General features: G+C 37.9%; 12 protein-coding genes. 6 read left to right on the forward strand and 6 right to left on the reverse strand.

Going from position 1 to position 21,891, the window contains the following annotated elements:
- Positions 1 to 170: 170 nt before the first annotated feature.
- Entirely contained in the window at positions 171 to 518 is a 348-nt protein-coding gene (locus F6K23_RS36915) for a hypothetical protein (protein WP_293165641.1), read from the reverse strand.
- Between the two features lie 471 nt (positions 519 to 989).
- On the opposite strand from F6K23_RS36915, the gene F6K23_RS36920 reads away from it, so the two are divergent.
- Positions 990 to 3,260: a TRAFs-binding domain-containing protein gene (locus tag F6K23_RS36920; protein ID WP_293165643.1), complete on the forward strand. Its 2,271-nt coding sequence runs from the start codon at positions 990 to 992 to the stop codon at positions 3,258 to 3,260.
- A 1,269-nt stretch (positions 3,261 to 4,529) separates the two neighbouring features.
- Here F6K23_RS36920 and F6K23_RS36925 read toward each other — a convergent pair.
- The gene (locus F6K23_RS36925) at positions 4,530 to 9,119 is read right to left on the reverse strand and encodes a TIR domain-containing protein (protein ID WP_293165645.1); all 4,590 of its coding nucleotides are present in this window, start codon (positions 9,117 to 9,119) and stop codon (positions 4,530 to 4,532) included.
- Positions 9,120 to 9,505: 386 nt separating this feature from the next.
- Between F6K23_RS36925 and F6K23_RS36930 the strand changes: the two genes are divergently transcribed.
- Entirely contained in the window at positions 9,506 to 9,640 is a 135-nt protein-coding gene (locus F6K23_RS36930; RefSeq protein WP_293165647.1) for a hypothetical protein, read from the forward strand.
- A 40-nt stretch (positions 9,641 to 9,680) separates the two neighbouring features.
- Here the strand turns inward: F6K23_RS36930 and F6K23_RS36935 are convergent, their stop codons facing one another.
- The 3 genes from F6K23_RS36935 to F6K23_RS36945 form a co-directional block, all read right to left on the reverse strand.
- Positions 9,681 to 9,839 carry a hypothetical protein gene (locus F6K23_RS36935; RefSeq protein ID WP_293165649.1) on the reverse strand — a complete coding sequence of 53 codons (159 nt, stop codon included), beginning with the start codon at positions 9,837 to 9,839 and terminating at the stop codon, positions 9,681 to 9,683.
- 140 nt (positions 9,840 to 9,979) lie between these two features.
- Positions 9,980 to 14,203 (reverse strand): TIR domain-containing protein, encoded by a 4,224-nt coding sequence (locus F6K23_RS36940; RefSeq protein WP_293165651.1) that lies wholly within the window; start codon positions 14,201 to 14,203, stop codon positions 9,980 to 9,982.
- The gene (locus F6K23_RS36945; RefSeq protein WP_293165653.1) at positions 14,173 to 14,508 is read right to left on the reverse strand and encodes a toll/interleukin-1 receptor domain-containing protein; all 336 of its coding nucleotides are present in this window, start codon (positions 14,506 to 14,508) and stop codon (positions 14,173 to 14,175) included. The genes F6K23_RS36940 and F6K23_RS36945 overlap by 31 nt, the downstream gene beginning before the upstream one ends.
- 825 nt (positions 14,509 to 15,333) lie before the next feature.
- On the opposite strand from F6K23_RS36945, the gene F6K23_RS36950 reads away from it, so the two are divergent.
- Positions 15,334 to 16,809: a glycoside hydrolase family 13 protein gene (locus tag F6K23_RS36950; RefSeq protein ID WP_293165655.1), complete on the forward strand. Its 1,476-nt coding sequence runs from the start codon at positions 15,334 to 15,336 to the stop codon at positions 16,807 to 16,809.
- 436 nt (positions 16,810 to 17,245) lie between these two features.
- On the forward strand, positions 17,246 to 17,623 hold the full coding sequence (locus F6K23_RS36955; protein WP_293165657.1) for a Rieske 2Fe-2S domain-containing protein: 378 nt from the start codon (positions 17,246 to 17,248) through the stop codon (positions 17,621 to 17,623).
- A gap of 14 nt (positions 17,624 to 17,637) precedes the next feature.
- Here the strand turns inward: F6K23_RS36955 and F6K23_RS36960 are convergent, their stop codons facing one another.
- Positions 17,638 to 18,840 carry an RNA-guided endonuclease TnpB family protein gene (locus F6K23_RS36960; RefSeq protein ID WP_293165659.1) on the reverse strand — a complete coding sequence of 401 codons (1,203 nt, stop codon included), beginning with the start codon at positions 18,838 to 18,840 and terminating at the stop codon, positions 17,638 to 17,640.
- 122 nt (positions 18,841 to 18,962) lie between these two features.
- On the opposite strand from F6K23_RS36960, the gene F6K23_RS36965 reads away from it, so the two are divergent.
- Both F6K23_RS36965 and F6K23_RS36970 read left to right on the forward strand, forming a co-directional pair.
- Complete coding sequence (locus F6K23_RS36965) at positions 18,963 to 19,703, forward strand: hypothetical protein (RefSeq protein WP_293165661.1); 741 nt, start codon at positions 18,963 to 18,965, stop codon at positions 19,701 to 19,703.
- A gap of 287 nt (positions 19,704 to 19,990) precedes the next feature.
- Entirely contained in the window at positions 19,991 to 21,355 is a 1,365-nt protein-coding gene (locus F6K23_RS36970) for a Rieske 2Fe-2S domain-containing protein (RefSeq protein ID WP_293165663.1), read from the forward strand.
- Positions 21,356 to 21,891: the final 536 nt, after the last annotated feature.

Consider the following 21,891-nt stretch of genomic DNA (forward strand, 5'->3'; position numbering starts at 1 on the left):
GGACTTTCACCCTCATGGTCATTAAGTTGTCAAAAGTTTTGATTCAACCAATACGAAAGGTTGACCTCTTGCTCCTCGTACACTTTGAATTGAATTCTCCATTTTTCAAGGAAACGAATCGCACCCAGCCAGATTGTTTATATTCTACAGACCGACAATGCTTTTTGAATTTAGGATATCCTCACAGGAGTGCGCGTTCCCTTGCGACTTTCGTCGTCGCGGGGTCGCACCGCTTTCTTTTTGGCTCCTTGTTTACAGCGACGATAAAAGTTACTAATCGAAGTCCAAGCTACTTCTACTGAGGCTTGTCTAGCTGATGAATTTAATTGATTGACAAAAGCAAACTCAATAGCTAACTCTTTGCTCAGTTTGTATAAACGTGACTTATTTACTCCTTGGTTATCCATCCAATATCTAACAGCTTTATTTCTAATAAACTGTGCTGTTCTGATAGCTTCATCCAAGGATTTATATTGATTTGATGTTCCGTTTAATAACTTAGCCTCTCTTACTAACATGGTGATATTTTTGTTTCTATGCTATTATTTTAGCATATATTTTTCCCGATCAAACAATTATTTGAAAAAAAATATTGATGCAGAAAAAGTCGCCCGCTTATGGGCGAGGCTTTAAACCCATTTTTTCGGTAAGTAAAGTATAAAATCAACTGTTTTTAGGAATATTTTAGAAGGTGAAAAACTGGAAGCGATCAAACTAGATATTTTAGCGATCGCCTATAGCAATCCTAAATTAGGTTGTAATATTTGATTGATCGTGGCAGTTTTGTTTCCAAACCCAATCTTTAATCTTAGGTGTGAATATCAAACCTCTACAGTTTTTTCTCACAAATCATTTGGGATTAGTAGTCCAAAAACATTTACTATGTCAATACAAAAACTGATAGCTGATAACTTATAGTTACTATCATCAATGAATGTTAAGTAACCCTGAATCCTGACGTTAACTATTATTTGATCGAGGAGCAGATTTTGAACTATAAACCAGATCCAATAGATACTTCCAAGGTAAATCTGACAACAGAACATTTAAAAATAACTGAATTACTGGCTAAAAATACCCATGAAATTTGGGCAAAACAGCGATTTTATGAAGGTTGGAAATATGGAAAAAATCGAGATGATGCCCAAAAATTACATCCTGGTTTAGTGCCTTATGAAGAATTGCCAGAGTCAGAAAAAGAATATGACCGCGTTGTTTCTATGGGAGTAATTAAAACTCTTTTAGCTATAGGTTATCGAATAGAAGGAAGCGAAACTACTACTGAAAAAACTGCTACAGTTGATGATAGTAATTTATCCTTAATTTTAGAAAGTTTAAAAAAATCATCCCAACTAAATTTAAAAAGTTTACAAACAATTCGTCGAGAAACTATTAATCTCCATTTGCGTTATCCAGAAATTTTTCAGATTTTGGGTGAATATATCCTGAAACTTGGGGAGCCATTAATGGCTTATGATATTTTGTCGGAGGGGTTAAAAGAATGGCCGAATGATATCCGTTTACAACAACTTTTAGCTTTGAGTTTAGCTCGAAGTGGGGCAACTCAACGGGCTAATAATTTATTATTAGAGTTAGTAAACTCTGGCAAAAATGACGAGGAAACTCTGAGTTTATTAGCCAGGACTCATAAAGATTTGTGGCAGCAAGCAAGCTCTCCAGAGGAAAATACCGAACAAATAGCATTGGCAGCTCAACGATATCAACAAGCTTATCAAATGAGTAAGGATTATTATCCGGGAATTAATGCTGCCACAATGACAATGTTGATGGGAGATGCTGAAACAGCAAAGGCGATCGCTACTGAAGTACGGGAAAAATGTTTAGCTGAACTCCCACCAGTTTCTCAGAGGAGTGAGAATAACTACTGGTTACTGGCAACTTTGGGAGAAACTGCTTTAATTTTAGGGGAAAATTCTGAGGCAGAAGATTGGTATGGCCAAGCTATGGAGCAAGGTAAAGGTAGATTTGGGGATTTAAGTTCGACTCGTCGTAATGCTACTTTAATCCTAGAATATCGACAAGGAGATATTAATTGGGTTAAAAATTGTTTGCCTATTTCTAGGGTAGTAGTATTTAGTGGTCACATGATTGATGAACCAGGGCGCACAATACCTAGATTTCCGCCAGAGATAGAATCACAGGTTTATGAGGCAATTCGCGATCGCCTGATTCAGTTAGATGCTCGTTTGGGTTATGCTTCTGCAGCTTGTGGTAGTGATATTTTGTTCCTCGAAGCTTTGTCTGGGTTGGAGGGGGAGACTCATATTGTTTTGCCCCACGAACAAGAACAATTTATCAAAGAGTCTATAGATATTATTCCTGGTAGTAGTTGGCGACGACGGTTTGATGAAGTTTTGGAAAAAGCGACGGAAGTGATTATTCCAACTCATTATAATCTTGAACAAAGCAATATTGCCTATGAATACACTAATAGGATACTTTATGGGATGGCAAAAATGCGGGCGGAACAGTTGGATACAGAACTTATACCAATGGCTGTTTGGAATCAACAAATTGGTGGGATAGGTGGTACAGCAAAGGCTGTGGAATTTTGGCGACAATGGAATGATAATGTGGAAATAATTGATATTCAGCAGATTTTAGAATCTGTGATGATAAAGAAAGTAGAGATATTGAATACACTATCCACATCCCTAACTCCCTTACAACCAACATCTGCACCAGAAGAGGAAAATCGGTTAATCATGGCGTTGTTATTTGCAGATGTCAAGAGTTATTCTAAGTTGAAGGAAAACCAGATTAGTATATTTGTAGAACATTTTCTCGGTGCGGTGGCAAAGTTTGAGGGTAAATCTTCTTATAAACCAGTGATGAAAAATACTTGGGGAGATGCTTTATATTATGTCTTCTCTCATGTAAGGGATGCGGGTTTATTTGCCTTGGAAGTATGTGATCTTGTTCAGAGTACAGATTGGGAAAAAGTAGGGTTGCCCGCAAGTTTGAATTTACGGGTAGCGTTACACACAGGGGTGGTTTATAAATATACTAACCCCATCACTGGGGATACAACCTACAGTGGTACTCATGTAAATTATGCTGCCAGAATTGAACCTATTACTCCACCAGGGAAAGTTTATTCGAGTCAGGAGTTTGCTGCAATGGTTGCTTCGGAGGGGGTGAAGGAATTTACTTGCGATTATGTGGGAAAAACTCCTTTGGCTAAATCTTATGGCACGTTTCCTACTTATCATGTACGACGATGCGGGGGTGGTTTTTAATAATTAATAATTAATAATTAACAATTAATAATTAATAGACTTCTCCGGAAAAGAGGGAGTAGGGAGTAGGGGGAAAGAATTAATGATTTATACACTATCATTGATTTGATTTTTAATTATCACCAGATTTCTAATATCATGTCCGGTTGAACAGTGATAAATAAATAACTACGGAGTCCTCAGGAGTCAGGAGAGAAGAAAGAAGAAGGAAGAGGAAGAACAGGAGAAGAAGAAGAAAGTTTTTTTATAACTAATTATCCGGACATGATATAATTATTACCTCTTATTAAAACAGATAGGATTGGTTGACAATAATTAATAATTAACAATTAATAATTAATTATTACCTCTTCTTAAAACAGATAGGATTGGTTATACCAAATTGATAAATTTTTGCTACAAATAGCTTAGGAGAGGTTTTCAACCTTTATTTTTCGGTAAATACTTTTTAAATTGTTGATTTAGATTTAATTAAATAGAAAAATATACAAACCCAAAATGTTAAACTAGGGAAGAACAAAGGCAATAAAATTGCACCAGTAATATAAATTTATAGACTAGCTAAACCATAAATTATATTTAGTAAAAATAGTAAAAATAGCAATAATAAAATATTTTTTTTGTTGGCGTAATGGAGAATTATTTTCTAAGATTAATACTGTTCCTTTTCCTAAGAAAATAGCTACTACAATTAACCATAAATCAGGAATAGGTATAATATCATGTCCGTTGGTATCGTTTGTGTAAAAGTTAGCGTGGATATCTACAGGATAATTTAAGTTTTTTTCTTGCCTGTTGCCTGTTGCCTGTTGCCTGTTGCCTGTTGCCTGTTGCCTGTTGCCTGTTGCCTGTTGCCTATTTACTATACAAGACCGATGCTACCGGACATGATATGACGTGAGCTATTGCTGCCATCACCATCACAATATAATTTTGATTTTTCCTGAAATAATTCTTTGCTAAGAAGCCATAATAGTTACTAATTTTTTTTCAGTGGCTTTGGCCAATTCTAGAATATTATGTATCCTTTATAAATCTAACCTTTCTCTACATCAAATTGCCTAGTCATTGTGAAAAATTTTAATATTACTTGAATTTGTTAGACTTTAAGACCAATTTCCTGTCAGAATAGTAGAGGTGAAGAGCTTTTCGCTACTACAAAAAAGAGGAAATTATCTATGCAAATTCAAATACCAGAATGGGTAAAACACGCCGTATTTTACCAAATTTTCCCAGACCGTTTTGCAAAATGACAATATCAAAATACCATTAACGCAACTCCTCCAACACCTCTTCTGTAAACGGATTTTCCCCTTTTTTCAAAGCATCAACCCAACCTTGTCGTTGTACTTTTCTCTTTTCATTATCCTCCCATTTAATATATGCTTCAAAGTCTTTAATAGCTCCCGGAACATCCCCAGTTAATGCCCGCGCTAAACCACGACTATCTTTAACAGATCCATTTTCTGAATCGAGTTTTACTGCTTTTTCACAGGCAAATATTACATCTTTAGATCGATTATATAAACTCCCATTCCAACAAATTGAATTCCAATCACGAGCAGTTATTTCTAACTCTGAATCTAATTTTTTGGCTTCGTTGAAAAGATTAATTGCCTCATCTATTTCTCCCTGTCTTGCTAATGTTTTTCCCACTTCTAATTTACTAAGAGCAAAGAAATTTTTCGCCACCGCTTCTGCATTTGTTTCTATTTCCTCCGTTTTTAAATTCAGGTCAATATCCGACTGCAACTTTTGAGCTTCCTTAAACACAGAAATTGCCTCTTCAACTTTCCCATCTTTGGCTAAATATTTTCCCTCTGCTGCCAACTTCTCACCCTGCAAAAACAAAGCTGTTAGCGAAGCTTCTACTCCACAGAGACGACGCTCTTGTTCCGTGACATTGGGATTGTTTTTCAGGTAGTCACTCATCCACTGGCAAGCATGAGCTGTCAAGTCATCTTGGTTAAAGCGCCACAGTTTTACCGTTTTATCAAAACTTGCAGAAGCAATTAAATCTCCCTTGGGGCTAAATGCTACCGCTTCGACAGAATTTTCATGGCCGGTGAGAGTGCGCACCAAAGTGCCATCTGGTTTCCACAGTTTCACTGTGTTGTCATGACTTGCAGAAGCAATTAAATCTCCCTTGGGGCTAAATGCTACACCTCTGACATAATTTCCATGCTCGGTGAGAGTGCGCACCAAAGTGCCATCTGGTTTCCACAGTTTTACCGTGTTGTCACTACTTGCAGAAGCAATTAAATCTCCCTTGGGGCTAAATGCTACATCTCTGACAAAATTTTCATGGCCGGTGAGAGTGCGCACCAAAGTGCCATCTGGTTTCCACAGTTTTACCGTGTTGTCATTACTTGCAGAAGCAATTAAATCTCCCTTGGGGCTAAATGCTACCGCTATGACATAATGTTCATGGCCGGTGAGAGTGCGCACCAAGGTGCCATCTGGTTTCCACAGTTTTACCGTGTGATCCCAACTTGCAGAAGCAATTAAATCTCCCTTGGGGCTAAATGCTACCCCTTCGACAGGACTTTCATGCTCGGTGAGAGTGCGCACCAAAGTGCCATCTGGTTTCCACAGTTTTACCGTGTGATCCCTACTTCCAGAAGCAATTAAATCTCCCTTGGGGCTAAATGCTACCGCTTCGACAATATTTTCATGCTCGGTGAGAGTGCACACCAAAGTGCCATCTGGTTTCCACAGTTTTACCGTGTGATCAAAACTTCCAGAAGCTATTAAATCTCCCTTGGGGCTAAATGCTACACCGTAGACATAATGTTTATGCCCGGTGAGAGTGCGCACCAAAGTGCCATCTGGTTTCCACAGTTTCACTGTGTTGTCACTACTTGCAGAAGCTATTAAATCTCCCTTGGGGCTAAATGCTACATATCTGACATAATTTTCATGTCCGGTGAGAGTACGCACCAAAGTGCCATCTGGTTTCCACAGTTTTACCGTGTTGTCATTACTTGCAGAAGCAATTAAATCTCCCTTGGGGCTAAATGCTACACCGTAGACATAATTTTTATGCCCGGTGAGAGTGCGCACCAAAGTGCCATCTGGTTTCCACAGTTTTACCGTGTTATCCCAACTTGCAGAAACTATTAAATCTCCCTTGGGGCTAAATGCTACCCCTTCGACAATATTTTCATGTCCGGTGAGAGTGCGCACCGTGCCATCTGGTTTCCACAGTTTTACCGTTTTATCAAAACTTGCAGAAGCTATTAAATCTCCCTTGGGGCTAAATGCTACCGCTTCGACATAATTTTCATGGCCGGTGAGAGTGCGCACCAAAGTGCCATCTGGTTTCCACAGTTTTACCGTTTTATCAAAACTTGCAGAAGCAATTAAATCTCCCTTGGGGCTAAATGCTACATCTCTGACATAACCTTCATGGCCGGTGAGAGTGCGCACCAAAGAGCCATCTGGTTTCCACAGTTTTACCGTGTTGTCATTACTTGCAGAAGCTATTAAATCTCCCTTGGGGCTAAATGCTACATCTATGACAGGACCTTCATGGCCGGTGAGAGTGCGCACCAAAGAGCCATCTGGTTTCCACAGTTTTACCGTGTTATCCAAACTTGCAGAAGCAATTAAATCTCCCTTGGGGCTCAATGCTACACCGTAGACAAAATTTTCATGTCCTTCTAAGCTATTGATTTCTTTATATCCTTCCCAGTTAACAGTTTGTTGCAGAATATCGGTGGTTTGTATGTTTGCTGTTGTTGCATTTGCTTGTTGCTCTAGTTTCAGCGCTGCTAACTGGAGGTCTAAAGTTCTCTCTCCTGAAACTATGCGAGTTTTTAACTCTCTCATCTCAGCTTTGCGTTCGCTGATGATAGCTTTGCGCCACTGCCAAACTGCCACTGCTGCTACTCCAGAAATTATCAGAGAAAATACAGCCATTCCGACAATTGTTCGTTGACGCCGCCATTGTTTTCGTTTTTGTTCCTTTTCTACTAATTCCTTACTTTCTAGAATAAATTCTTTGATTTCTTCAGTCACAGCAGGTTCCTTAGAATTTGTTTCTGCCAACTGCAACCATTCATCAGCTTTCACATACTTACTTTCGCGCAACAGTAAATCAATATTCTTATGATCTCGCTGCCACTCCAACGCCTTCTGCGACATTTTCGTATGTTCCCGCACATATTCTCTGTCTGTATCTAATGTCCGCACCAACTCGCTAAAGTTAGCATAAAAGTCTCCCCCATACCGATGAAAATCTAACCATTGCACTTTTGCCAATTCTGGATGTAATTCGGCAGGATTAACTTTTCGATGCAATACTGTCACAAATCGTTTATTTAAACTTTTGGCATATTCGACTTCATCAGCACAAAAAGGAGAATTTACAGACTCTGGAGAAATAATAAATAAGAAATTATCCGACTGTTCAATTCCGCGATTAATTTCTTGTTGAAAATCTGTTCCCGTAGCAATACTTTCTTGGTCAAACCAAGTAGTTTTTCCCTGAGTTTGTAAAGCCTCATTTAACTGTCGAGCAAAATCTGAATCTGCTCTGGAATAAGAAACAAAAACATCTAAAACTAAATTAGGTGGTTGTTTACCACTTTCTGTAATAAATTCTGTTTGTAAATCTGTGGGCAAATTAACCGTTCTATTTCCAGCTAATTCCAGCCAACTTTGATATTGTTCGAGATTATAACCCCGTAATAAAATACTAGAGTTACGATTTTGTTCAAGCCATTTCAAAGCTTTGACTAATAAAATTTTATGCCGTTGATAATAAACAGCTTCTGACTTTAATTCTTTAAGGAGTTTATCTATTCCTTCTGGCTCTGAGGCAGTAAAATCAATCAATTGTAAATTACTTATTTCTGGAGAAATTTCTGTTAAATATGTGGGAGAAATTAATAGAGGAATAATTCGTTTATTCAGACTCAAAGCATAAGTTAATTCCTGTTGGCAATATTCAGATTTGATCGCTTCAGGAGACAATAAATAAATTAGATTATCAGCTCCAGCAATTCCTTGGTTAATTTCTATTTGAAAATCTTTTCCAGTTTTAATATCGGCATGAGAACTCCAAACAGTAATTCCTTCTCTAATTAAACTTTTCCTAATTTTTTCCATAAAACTTTTATTTGCTTCAGCAAAAGCCAGGAAAACTTGAGTCATTAAATTATTAGCATTTTTATCACTTTCACAGATAAATTCACAATGTAAATCTGTAGGAATACAAGGGGGTTGTTCATCTGTAAATTTAATCTTTAACCATTGTTCTGCTTGTAGACGTTCTTTTCCAATTAACAAGTAACGAGTTTGTTTTTGATTATTTTCCCAGTCTAAGGCTTTAACTAAAATCTTAGTATGTTGTTTGACATAATCTTGGTGACGATTAAATAATGCGATTAAATCAGTTAAACTTTTGTCAAAATTATCAATATTTTCTCGAAAATAAACCCAGTTAATTCTACCAATTTCAGGGTGCATATTGGGGAAACTAGAATGTAATCCTTTTTGCTGATAAATCTCCCATTCTTCTAAAGTTTTTTTTGGGTTTCGTTGTTGCCAAATTTCATAAGTAATTTGTTCGACGTGAAGCAGGGGAATAATTCGTTTATTGTATTTAATGGCGTGATTAATTTCTTTGAGACAATAGGGAGAATTAACAGAATGAGGGGCAATAATAAACAGAAAATTATCAGCTTTTATGATACCATCATCAATTTGATTTTGAAAGTCTACTGCCAGAGGAATATCATTTTGGTCAAACCAGATTTTTAGACCATTTTCTGTGAGTTTTTCATAGAGTTTTGTAGCAAAATATTTACTATCAGCTCGCCCGTAGGAAATGAAAGCATTGTAATATTCTGACATGATTTTATGGATTGGTAATTAGATTTTTGGAATGGAAATTTCTATCTATAATTCATTAGTTGGAGCTTGCAACTATTGCTTAAACAAGTATTGACGTGAGCTATTGATGCAACCACCATCACAATATAATTTTGATTGTTCTTGAAATAATTCTTTGCTAAGAGGTCATAATAGTTACTAATTTTTTTCAGTGGCCTTGGCCAATTATAGAATATTATGTATCCTTTATAAATCTAACCTTTTTCTAGATTAGATTATCTAGTAATTGTGACAAATTTTAATATTACTTGAATTTGTTAGACTTTAAGACCAATTTCCTGTCAGAATAGTAGAGGTGAAGAGCTTTTCGCTACTACAAAAAAGAGGAGATTATACCAATTTGATAAGTGTTTGTTACAAATAGTAGAAGTAAGGAAGAAGGAAGAAGGAAGAAGGAAGAAGGAAGAAGGAGGAAATATTTAAAAAAAGGTAAAAACGATAGAGATAACTATTCTTTAATGAAGAATAGCTATTATTTTTAAGCATATCCGATCGAGAGGCACTTTTGATAGCATTCTTTTTTCAAATTGGTATTATATCAAATCCGTTTAATTCGGTATAAAAAAATGTTCCATCTTCAACCATTTCCAAATATTTCTCTATATTCCCCTCCTGGGAGGGGTTCGGGGTGGGTTCCCCATCTCCCCATCTCCCCATCTCCCCATCTCCCCATCCCCCCATCCCTCCATCTAATTACACCGATGCTACCGGATTTGATATTATCTATGCAAATTCAAACACTAGAATGGGTAAAACACGCCGTATTTTACCAAATATTCCCAGACCGTTTTGCAAGCGGTTTTCACCAGGGGTGAGGTACATCAACCTTCTACTTTACCCGGAGCAGCTAATTTTTTAGCCACTGCTACTGCATCTGTTTCTATTTCCTCTGTGTCTGAATTCAAGTCAACATCAGACTGCAACTTTTGAGCTTCCTTAAACATAGAAATAGCCGACTCAACTTTCCCCTGTTTTGCCAATTTCACTCCCTCTTCCACTTTCCCTTCTGCTTGAAACTGACGCACTACTAATACTGGTTTTTGGTCTATAACTTCCGTTTTCGGCAACAAGTCAATCTTATCATCCAACTTGATAACCGCTCCCAATAATTTCTCTGCTTCTTCTACCTTATCCTCCTGTGCTAATTCTTTGGCTTCGGAAATCAAACTAGAATGCACGGGCAAATCTGTACAAGTTTTCTGATACTGGTGTAAAGGTTGATTCATATACCTCTGCCATTCCTCGGCAGTCAAATTACGGCGGGAGCGACGGCAAACTTCATTAACTATACCCTGGGTATTGAGGGAGTTGATCCAGGCAGTATTGTCCGCACTAGCGGTAGCAATATACTTGCCACCGGGGCTGAATTCTACTGCGTTGACTGAGCCATCATGCCGCAGTTTAGTAATTTTTTTACTCGTAGCAACATCCCACACCCTAGCAATATAATCATCACTAGCAGTAGCAATATACTTGCCATCGGGGGTGAATTCTACTGCATTGACATATCCATCGTGGTGTAGTTTAGTAATTTGTTTACCCGTAGTAACATCCCATACCCTCGCAGTTTTGTCACGACTTGCAGTAGCAACATACTTGCCATCAGGAGTAAATACGACATCCCTTAACTCCCCATCATGCTGAAATTGATTAATTTCTTTACCTATAGCAAAATCCCATACCCTCGCAGTTTTGTCACGACTTGCAGTAGCAATATACTTACCATCGGGACTAAATGCCACTGCGTATACTCTATCATCGTGCTGAAGTTTAGTAATTTGTTCACCCGTAGCAGCATCCCATACCCCCGCAGTTTTGTCACGACTTCCAGTAGCAATATACTTGCCATCGGGACTAAATGCTACTGCGTATACTCTATCATCGTGCTGAAGTTTAGTAATTTGTTCACCCGTAGCAGCATCCCATACCCCCGCAGTTTTGTCACGACTTGCAGTAGCAATATACTTGCCATCGGGACTAAATGCTACTGCATATAACAAGTTATTATGCTCCACCTTAGTAATTTGTTTAGCAGTAGCAGCAAACCAGACTCTTGCAGTGTTGTCAAAGCTTGCAGTAGCAATATACTCGCCATCGGGGCTGAATGCTATATCCCTTACCTCATCATCGTGTTGCAGTTGAGTAATTTGTTTAGCAGTAGCAGCAAACCAGACTCCTGCAGTGTTGTCAAAACTAGCAGTAGCAATATACTTGCCATCGGGGCTGAATGCTACATCCCTTACCTCCTCATCGTGTTGCAGTTGAGTAATTTGTTGACCTGTAATAACAGACCAAATTTTGGAAGTATTATCATCACTAGCAGTAGCAATATACTTACCATCGGGGCTAAATGCCACTGCGTATACTCGATCATCATGCTGAAGTTTAGTAATTTGTTCGCTCGTAGCAGCATCCCATACCCCCGCAGTTTTGTCACGACTTCCAGTAGCAATATACTTGCCATCAGGACTAAATGCCACTGCGTATACTCGATCATCGTGCTTAAGTTTAGTAATTTGTTCACCCGTAGCAGTATGCCATACCCCCGCAGTATTATCCTCACTAGCAGTAGCAATATACTTGCTATCGTTGCTGAATGCTACATCCCTTACCTCCTCATCGTGTTGCAGTTGAGTAATTTGTTGACCCGTAACAGCGGACCATATCCCTACAGTTTTGTCACGACTTCCAGTAGCAATATGCTTGCTATCGTTGCTGAATGCTACTACATTTACATCTTTATTATGCTGAAGTTTAGTAATTTGTTCGCCCGTAGCACTATCCCATACTCCTACAGTTTTGTCATTACTCCCAGTAGCAATATACTTGCCATCAGGGCTGAATGTTACTGCATTTACATCTCCATTATGCTGAAGTTTAGTAATTTGTTTGCCCGTAGCAACATCCCATATTCCCGCAGTTTTGTCACGACTTCCAGTAGCAATATACTTGCCATCGGGGCTGAATACCACTGCATTTACATCTCCATTATGCTGAAGTTTAGTAATTTGTTTGCCCGTAGCACCATCCCATACTCCTACAGTTTTGTCATTACTCCCAGTAGCAATATACTTGCCATCAGGGCTAAATGCCACTGCATTTACATCTCCATTATGCTGCATCCCCCAGAAAAAATCTCCCAATAAAGTTAACCCACCTCGTAAAGCTGTATCTGCTAATACAGTAGGCATATTCAGTTTTTGGAATTTCCGCATTGACTCCACAGCAAGCAACACACTTACCTGATGCAAACCTCTATGCCGAACTCTCATTGATTCAGACTCAGCCGCTAACTGACGAGCTAAGGCAATTTCACTTTGTCTTCTCGCCTTAAGCATTTGTGACCCTGAAAATATAGATAACCCCGTCATCAACGTCAAAAAGGCCGATAAAATCACCTTATCTCTCCTTTGCTTGCGTAACTCTCGCTGTTGACGCTCTATTTCCATTTTTTTCAAGTTTTCTAATTCGGCTTTCGTAGTCACAATATATTCCTTTAAAAACTCAGTCAATGGAGGTTGTTTTCTTTGTTTTTCTACTGTCTCCAACCAATCATAAGCTCTAACGCCTTCCTTCCCACGCAACAATAAATCTACACTTTTACCATTTTTTTGCCACTCCAACGCCTTTTGTGACATTTTCGTATGTTCCCGCACATATTCCCTATCTGTATCTAACGTCCGCACTAATTCGCTAAAGTTCGCATAAAAGTCTCCCCTATACCTATTAAAATCTAACCATTGCACTTTTGCCAATTCTGGATGTAATTCCGCAGGATTAACTTTTCGATGCAATACTGTCACAAACCGTTTATTTAAACTTTTGGCATATTCCACTTCATCAGCACAATAAGGAGAATTTACCGACTCTGGAGAAATAATAAATAAGAAGTTATCCGACTGTTCAATTCCGCGATGAATTTCCTGTTGAAAATCTGTTCCTGTAGCAATACTTTCTTGGTCAAACCAAGTTGTTTTTCCCTGACTTTGTAAAGCATCATTTAACAGTCTGGCAAAATCAGAATCTGCTCTTGAATAAGAAACAAAAATATCTAAAACTAAATTAGGTGGTTGTTTAGCACTTTCAGTTATAAATTCTCTTTGTAAATTAGTGGGCAAATTAACCGTTCTATTTCCAGCTAATTCCAGCCAACTTTGATATTTATCCAGATTATAACCCCGTAATAAAATACTAGGGTTACGATTTTGTTCCAGCCATTTCAAAGCTTTGACTAATAAAAATTTATGTTGTTCATAATAAACCGCTTCTGACTGTAATTCTTTGATAAGTTTGTCTATTCCTTCAGCTTCTGATTGAGTAAAATCAATAAATTGTAAATTGTTAATTTCTGTGGGAATTTCTGTTGAATCTGTGGGAGAAATTAATAGAGGAATAATCCGTTTGTTCAGACTCAAAGCATAAGTTAATTCTTGTTGGCAATATTCAGATTTGATCGCTTCATAAGACAATAAATAAATTACATTATCAGATCCGTCAATACCTTGATTAATTTCAGATTGAAAATTTTTACCTGTTTTAATATCAGAATGGGAACTCCAAACAGTAATTCCCTCCCTCATCAAACTTTTCCTAATTTGCTGCATAATATTTTTATCTACTTCCGCAAAAGACAGAAAAACTTGAGTCATTAAATTATTAGCATTTTTCTCACTTTCACAGATAAATTCACAATGTAAATCTGTAGGAAGGCACGGCGGTTGTTCTTCTGTAAACTTATTTTTTAACCACTCTTCTGCTGTTTGGCGTTCTTTTCCTATCAACAAATAACGAGTTTGTTTTTGATTTTCTTCCCATTCTAAACCTTTCACCAACAAATTAGTATGTTGTCTGACATAATCTTGGTGACGGTTAAATAATTCGATTAAATTTGTAAAACTTGTCTCAAAATTATCAATATTTTCTCGAAAATAAACCCAGTTAATTCTACCAATTTCAGGGTGCATATTGGGAAAGCTGGAATGTTTACCTTGTTGTTGATAAATTTCCCATTCTTCTAAAGTTTTTTTTTGTTTCGTTGTTGCCAAATTTCATAAGTAATTTGTTCGACGTGAAGCAGGGGAATAATTCGTTTATTGTATTTAATAGCTAATTCTATTTCTTTGAGACAGTAGGGAGAATTAACAGAATGAGGGGCAATAATAAACAGAAAATTATCAGCTTTTATGATACCATCATCAATTTGATTTTGAAAGTCTACTGCCAGAGGAATATCATTTTGGTCAAACCAGATTTTTAGACCATTTTCTGTGAGTTTTTCATAGAGTTTTGTAGCAAAATATTTACTATCAGCTCGCCCGTAGGAAATGAAAGCATTGTAATATTCTGACATGGTTTTATGGATTGGTAATTAGATTTTTGGAATGGGAATTTGAGGTATGATATCATGTCCGGATAAGAGCGCGATAGAACTTCGTGACCTTTACGCTCCCCGAAAAACTTTCTTCTTCTACTCCTGTGTCTTCTTCTTTATTCCCTCCTGATATCATGTCCGTTGGTATCGTTTGTGTAAAAGTTGGCGTGGATATTTGCAGGAAATTTAAGTTTTTTTCTTGCCTGTTGCCTGTTGCCTGTTGCCTGTTGCCTATTTACTATACAAGACCGATGCTACCGGACATGATATGACTCCTGACTCCTGACTCCTGACTCCTAAAGAATTAAGATTAATATCATACCCGCGCTTTACCAACGCCGATTTTTGGAATGGGAATTTTTATCCCTAATTCATTAATTAGAGCTTGCAACTCTTGCTTGAACAAGTATTGACGTGAGCTATTGATGCCACCACCATCACAATAGACCTCTCCAGAAAAGAGGGAGTAGGGAGTAGGGAGTAGGGAGTAGGGAGTAGGGAGTAGGGGGAAAGAATTTATAATTTCTGTGGGATAATTGATTTGATTTTTTATGATTGGAGATGTCTAATGTAATTTTGATTTTTCCTGAAATAATTCTTTGCTAATAGGTCATAATAGTTACTAATTTTTTTCAGTTGCCTTGGCCAATTCTAGAATATTATGTATCCTTTACAAATCTAACCTTTCTCTACATCAAATTGCCTAGTCATTGTGAAAAATTTTAATATTACTTGAATTTGTGATACTTTAAGACCAATTTCCTGTAAAAATAATATCGATTTCCTAAAAAGATAAAATTATCTATGCAAATTCAAACACCAGAATGGGTAAAACACGCCGTCTTTTACCAAATATTCCCAGACCGTTTTGCTCAAGGTCAACCACCTACCCAAACCAGAAAAGGAATAGACAAAGGTTGGTATCCTTCTACCCCAGAACCTTGGGATGAACCTCCTACTCCTCAAGGTTACAAAGGTGGCAACCTCTGGGGTGTCATCGAACAACTTGACTATATTCAAGACCTTGGTGTCACTGCTATTTATTTCACCCCTATTTTTCAATCAGCTTGTAATCATCGTTATCATACCCATGACTATTACCGAGTCGATCCAATTTTAGGAGGTAATGAAGCTTTAAGGGTATTAATAGATGCTGCCCACGATCGCAATATTAAAGTCGTTCTCGATGGAGTTTTCAACCACGCTAGTCGCGGTTTCTATTTCTTCAACGATATCTTAGAAAACGGTCCCCACTCACCCTGGTTACATTGGTTCAAAATAGAAGACTGGCCTCTTTCTGCTTACGATGGCAGTTTACCTGCTAATTATGTGGGGTGGGTAGGCAACCGCGCTTTGCCTGTATTCAATCACGATAACCCGGAAGTGAAAGAATATATTATGCAAGTTGGGGAATATTGGTTAGAGTTTGGCATTGATGGTTGGCGGTTGGATGTGCCGTTTGAGGTTAAGACTCCTGGGTTTTGGCAAGAATTTCGCGATCGCGTCAAAGCTATTAACCCAGAAGCGTATATTGTGGGTGAAGTCTGGAGTGACTGCGTGCAATGGTTGGATGGCACTCAGTTTGATGGAGTGATGAACTATTTGTTTACTGGTCCAACTATTGCTTTTAGTGCGGGCGATCGTGTGGATATTGACCAAGTTAAAGGTTGTGACTATTCAGCTTATCCAGCTATATCTGCTGTTGAATATGGTGAAAAAATGCAGGAGTTACTGCAACTCTATCCGTGGGAAATTGAACTAACTCAACTGAATTTATTAGACAGTCACGATACAGCTAGAGTTTTAAGTATTGCTCAAGGGGATAAAGCAAGTGTGGAGTTAGCTACTCTGTTGTTAATTACTTTTCCTGGTGCACCTAGTATTTATTATGGTGATGAAGTAGGTTTACCAGGGAAGTTAGACCCTGACTCTCGTCGTGGTTTTCCTACTACTGAAAAATGGGATACTCAAGTTCTGGAATATCACAAACAGTTGATTGCTATTAGAAATCAATATTCTGCTTTGCGTACTGGTAGTTATGAAGTTTTATTTGCTGAGGGAAATGTGTATGTATTTGCTCGCATTTTAGGAGATGAGGAAATTATTGTGGCTATTAATAGTGCTACAGAAGCAGCGAAGGTAAATGTTTCTATTACTCAGTTTAATTCTCGACCTAGTAAAATTGTTTATGGTAGTTGTGAATTTTTATGGCAAGAAGAATCTACTCAATTAGAATTAAATTTATTCCCTAGAAAAGGCTCCATTTTAGTTAACAATTAATCGTATTATAGATTCACAAAGTAGTCAATTATTATCTGTTTTGGCGTTGCTGAATTGAAGTATGAATGCGCATTTTGTTCTGGTTAAGCCCCCGCGCATCCCCCACCCATTGGGGGACTTTTAGAGTTTTATTCCCCCCAAAATTGGGGGGTTAGGGGGGCTTGCATCATACCCAGAATCAGCAACGCCTCTTTTTTACAGCGGTTTTCATTTGGATAGACCACAGTAGGGGCGAACGGCCGTTCGCCCCTACAGGATTTTTGCTTGTGAAGATGTGGTTCATCAATTTGAAAAGCGCTGTAAAGGGTACACTCATGGTGGCGGGCAAGATGCGCGCACCACAAAAGTTTTATTGTTAATATTTGTACTTCATATACTTGCAATTTGCTGTATATATAAACTAATTAAGTAATTGTAGAACAGAAAAATTTGTATTATGACAATAGCATCCAATATCCCAGAAATTTTACTACCTACTGATGCTTCAGAAATAGAGCAAACACTTAATTGGAGAAACTGTTGGTATCCAGTCACATTTATTCAAGACTTACCCAAAAACCGTCCTTATAGTTTTTCTTTGTATGATGAACCTCTAGTTTTATTTAGAAATAATAATGGTCAGTTAATTTGTCTGACAGATGTCTGTCCTCACCGTGCTGCTAAACTCTCAGACGGACAAATAATTGACGGTAAAATCGAATGTTTGTACCACGGTTGGCAGTTTGGGAATGGAGGAGAATGTTTGCATATTCCGCAGTTACCAGCAGATGCTAAAATTCCGGCAAAAGCTTGTTTGACATCCACCCCGGCCTAAAGGCACGGGGATTCCTACCGAGCCGTGGCTCCTCGGCGGGTTGGCATCTCACAGGCTGCTGCTACTTTGGCAGTAGTCTTACACTTGCCTCCATGCCCGTTTTTTGTCTCGGATTGCCCACCCGCGACTAATATATTTATTGCTGCATTCTCGTCTCTGTCGTGTTTTGTACCACAGTTGAGACACTCCCATTCTCGCACTGATAGGTCTAATTTACCACCTTTAAAACCACAACTAGAGCAGGTTTGAGATGTTGCTTCCCACCTGCTTATTACTCGAAAATCGCGACCGTATTTTTCCGCTTTTCCTTCTAATAGCGTTCGGAATTGTCTCCAGCCTAAATCAGAAATTGCTCTAGATAGTTTGCGGTTTTTGACCATACCTGAAACGTTCAAGTCTTCTAAAACAATTGTTTGGTTTTCACGAATTATTTCAGTAGATAATTTATGTAGAAAATTTGCCCTAGTATCCTTTAATTTTGCATGGAACTTAGCAACTCTCAGTCTAGCTTTTTCATATCGTTTCGATCCTAAGGTTTTGTTAGATAATAACTTACTTAACTTTCGATATTTCTTGATTCGTTTTTTGAGTGACTTAGGAGCATCAACCTTTGTACCGTCACTCAATGTTGCAAAAGTTTTAATTCCTAAATCTATACCTACTGAATTTTCATTTTCAGGTAAAGTTTCTGGTTGTATTTCTACTACAAAACTTAAGAAATATCTATGAGCTGAATCTTTAATTACTGTTACTGATGATGGAGCAGCAGGTAACTCTCTTGACCAAACTATTTTCAGCTTTCCAATCTTAGCTAAATAAACTTTGTGTTTGCCTACTTTAAAACCTCCTTTTGTAAACCTAGCAGTCTGTCTTGACTTCCTACTTTTGAATCGTGGAGGTTTTATAGGTTTACCTTTTCTCTTGCCTTTGGTCGATTGAAAAAAGTTTTGATAAGCTTGGTTTAAATCATTTAAAGATTGCTGTAATGGAATAGCAGAAACCTCTGATAACCACTCTCTATCTTCAGTTTTTTTAGCCTGAGTAATAAACTGTTTTTGTAGCTCGGGGTTAACAGGCTTCTTCTCTCCTGATTTGTACTTTTCCTGACAGCAAGCTAGACTATCATTCCAGACAACACGGACACAACCAAATAGTCTTGCTAATCGGTGTTTTTGTCCCCATGTTGGATATATACGGTACTTAAATCTGGCTTTCATAAAATGACTTTTGAACTAACAATATGATAACATAGTCTGTGAAAAAAAATAAACTAAAAAGTCGCCCTAGAAGGGCGAGGCTTTAAACCCAATTTTTCGGTAAAAATGCTCAACCCCTAGAAATGGAAATTTTGGAAAGTTCGATCGCGGGAATAAAATCTAGATTTCGAGGCACTCGTAACCCTAATGACTTTTGGAGATATCTCACATTTTCTGCTCCTAACTTAGTACTATTGAATTTTTCCATTGAAGAAAAGGGTTGGGAGTTTGGGTTGGCGTTGTATTCGATGCCAGTAGGTAAAAACCGATGTAGAGTTTTGACCCGTAGTTATCGCAACTTTTTTGGGTGGAAACTGAAAATGACTCCCCGGTGGATGATACATTTAGGTCAAAGTAAAATTTTAGAGGAAGATTTACCACAGGTTTTAGGACAGCAAGAATATATTGAAAGGACGCAAAAAAGCTTGAAGGAATTATATTTGCCTCTGAAGACTTCCGATACTATTCTGTTAGAATACCGAAAATGGCTTGATCGCTTCGGTTCATCTCTACCTTATTATCAAGGTTATGCTACTTCTAAGACTGGGGAAAAGTGCAGTAAGATTGAGAAGGAAGATGTATCAATGGCTCGATATTATCATCATACTCAATTCTGTAGTTCCTGTAGTCGTGCCCATAAAACAGCTATTCGTTTCAAGCAAATATTTGTGGGAGTTGCGATCGCTCTAGCCGCTTTAGCAATAATTACAGAAGATTTTGCTATTAAGTTGTTGATGGTTTCTGTTTCTCTATCAAGTGTGGGTTTAGCGGTTGTCGCTGAGAAGTTAAAAATTAGGTTTGAACGTTCTTATTCTCGTTATTAAGCAAGACTTACGCATAAACTGGGTTTATCAAGGTAAACTTCACCATTGGAAAGATATAGCATATTTCAATCAAATAATTACAAGGTAAATGGTGAAAATCTTGTAGTGCGGGCATCTTGCCCGCTATGGGTGTACTTCATCGAGTCGCAAAGTGCTGTAATAATGAGGGCAAACCCGGTTTCTTGGTTGGTGTGTGTAAGTCCTGTGTGTCAAAAACCTCCCTTTATCAAACCAAATAAATATGATCAACTAATTTAGAAACTCCATAACAAAAAAAATTGATTATTATGACAATAGCACCCAATATCCCAGAAATTTTACCATCCACTAATACCTCAGCAACTCCAGAAACAGACCAAGAATTTAACTGGAGAAACGGTTGGTATCCAATCACATTTATTCAAGACTTACCTAAAAACCGCCCTTATAGTTTTTCTTTGTATGATGAACCTCTGGTTTTATTTAGAAATAACGATGGTAAATTAATTTGTCTGACAGATGTCTGTCCTCACCGTGCTGCTAAACTCTCAGACGGACAAATAATTGACGGCAAAATCGAATGTTTGTACCACGGTTGGCAGTTTGGCAGTGAGGGAGAATGTTTACATATTCCGCAGTTGCCAGCAGATGCGAAAATTCCAGCAAAAGCTTGTGTACAATCATTTTTGGTGGCAGAAAAACAAGGTATAGTTTGGATGTGGGCTGGGGAAGCAAGGGTGGCTGATGAAAAACTAATCCCCACTGTGGCAGACTTAGATAACCCTACAGTACTTAGTTCAGACTATATGATCGACCTGCCTTACGATCAAACCTACTTCATTGAAAATGCTATCGACCCATCTCACCTATATATCAGCCATGAAGCTACTCTGAATAGTCGTAAACAGGCTCAACCCCTAGAAATGGAAGTGATAGAAACTTCTGCTCGTGGAATTAGAGGTAGATACCGGAAAACAAGACAACAGACTGAAAATTGGATTAATCTTGATTTTATTGCTCCGAATTTAATCACATACAGAGGTTCAACTACCTCAGAAAAATCAAAACGGGTAGGTGGAGCTGCGCTTTATTCACTGCCGACAGGAAAGGGAAAATGCCGAATTATAATCAGAAATTATAGTAACTTTCCCAGTTGGAAACGTAAGTGGCAACCACGCTGGATGGAACATTGGTATCGAGGTAAGTTTTTAGAAGAAGACTTACCTCTAGTAGTTGGGCAGCAAGCACAAGTTCAAAGGTTAGAGCAAAGTTTAAGTTCCCTATATTTGCCGTTGAAAACTTCCGATCTATTAGTAGTTGAATATCGCAAATGGTTGGATAAATACGGAGAGTGTTTACCATTTTATCTAGGTTACAACACTAAGTCATTGCCAGACCAAGAACACTTACAAGTTCATCCACAACCACCTGTGTTAGACCGCTTCTCACGACATACTCAAATTTGTAGTTCCTGTAGTCGTGCGCATAAAACAGCTATTCGTTTCAAGCAAATATTTGTGGGAGTAGCGATCGCTCTAGCAGCTTTAGCAATAATTACAGAAGATTTTACCATTAAGTTGTTGATGGTTTCTGTTTCTCTATTAAGTGTGGTTTTAGCGGTTGTCGCTGAGAAGATAAAAATTAGGTTTGAACGTTCTTATTCTCGTAACTAATATCATATCCGCTAATAGACATCTCTAGAAAAGAGGGAAGAGGGAATAGGAGGAAATAATATCATGTCCGGTTGAATAGTTATTGTATAGTTGGGAGTAGGGGAGTGGGGGAGTGGGGGGGATGAAATATTTAAGTAATTAGGGTTTGCTGAAAAAGTCTTATATCCCACATTCCGCACGTCAATTTGTAACATCAAAAGTAGTATAAAAATTCTATTATTGGTAAATATTTATACTGTATAAATTACTTCTCAAAAGTCAAATTCTCAGTTAAATATTAAGCATAAATACTTGCTATACATGATTAGTCAATCACGGCAGCTATGATTTTCTTCTAAAATTCTGTCTCCTGTCTCCTGTCTCCTGACTCCTTCTTCTATACTACGTTTTGTCGTGCGGAATGTAGGTTATATCATGTCCGTTGGTATCGTTTGTGTAAAAGTTGGCGTGGATATTTGCAGGAAATTTAAGTTTTTTTCTTGCCTGTTGCCTGTTGCCTGTTGCCTGTTGCCTATTTACTATACAAGACCGATGCT

This window comes from Okeania sp. SIO2C9, from assembly GCF_010672455.1.
In the GTDB taxonomy this organism is placed as follows: domain Bacteria; phylum Cyanobacteriota; class Cyanobacteriia; order Cyanobacteriales; family Microcoleaceae; genus Okeania.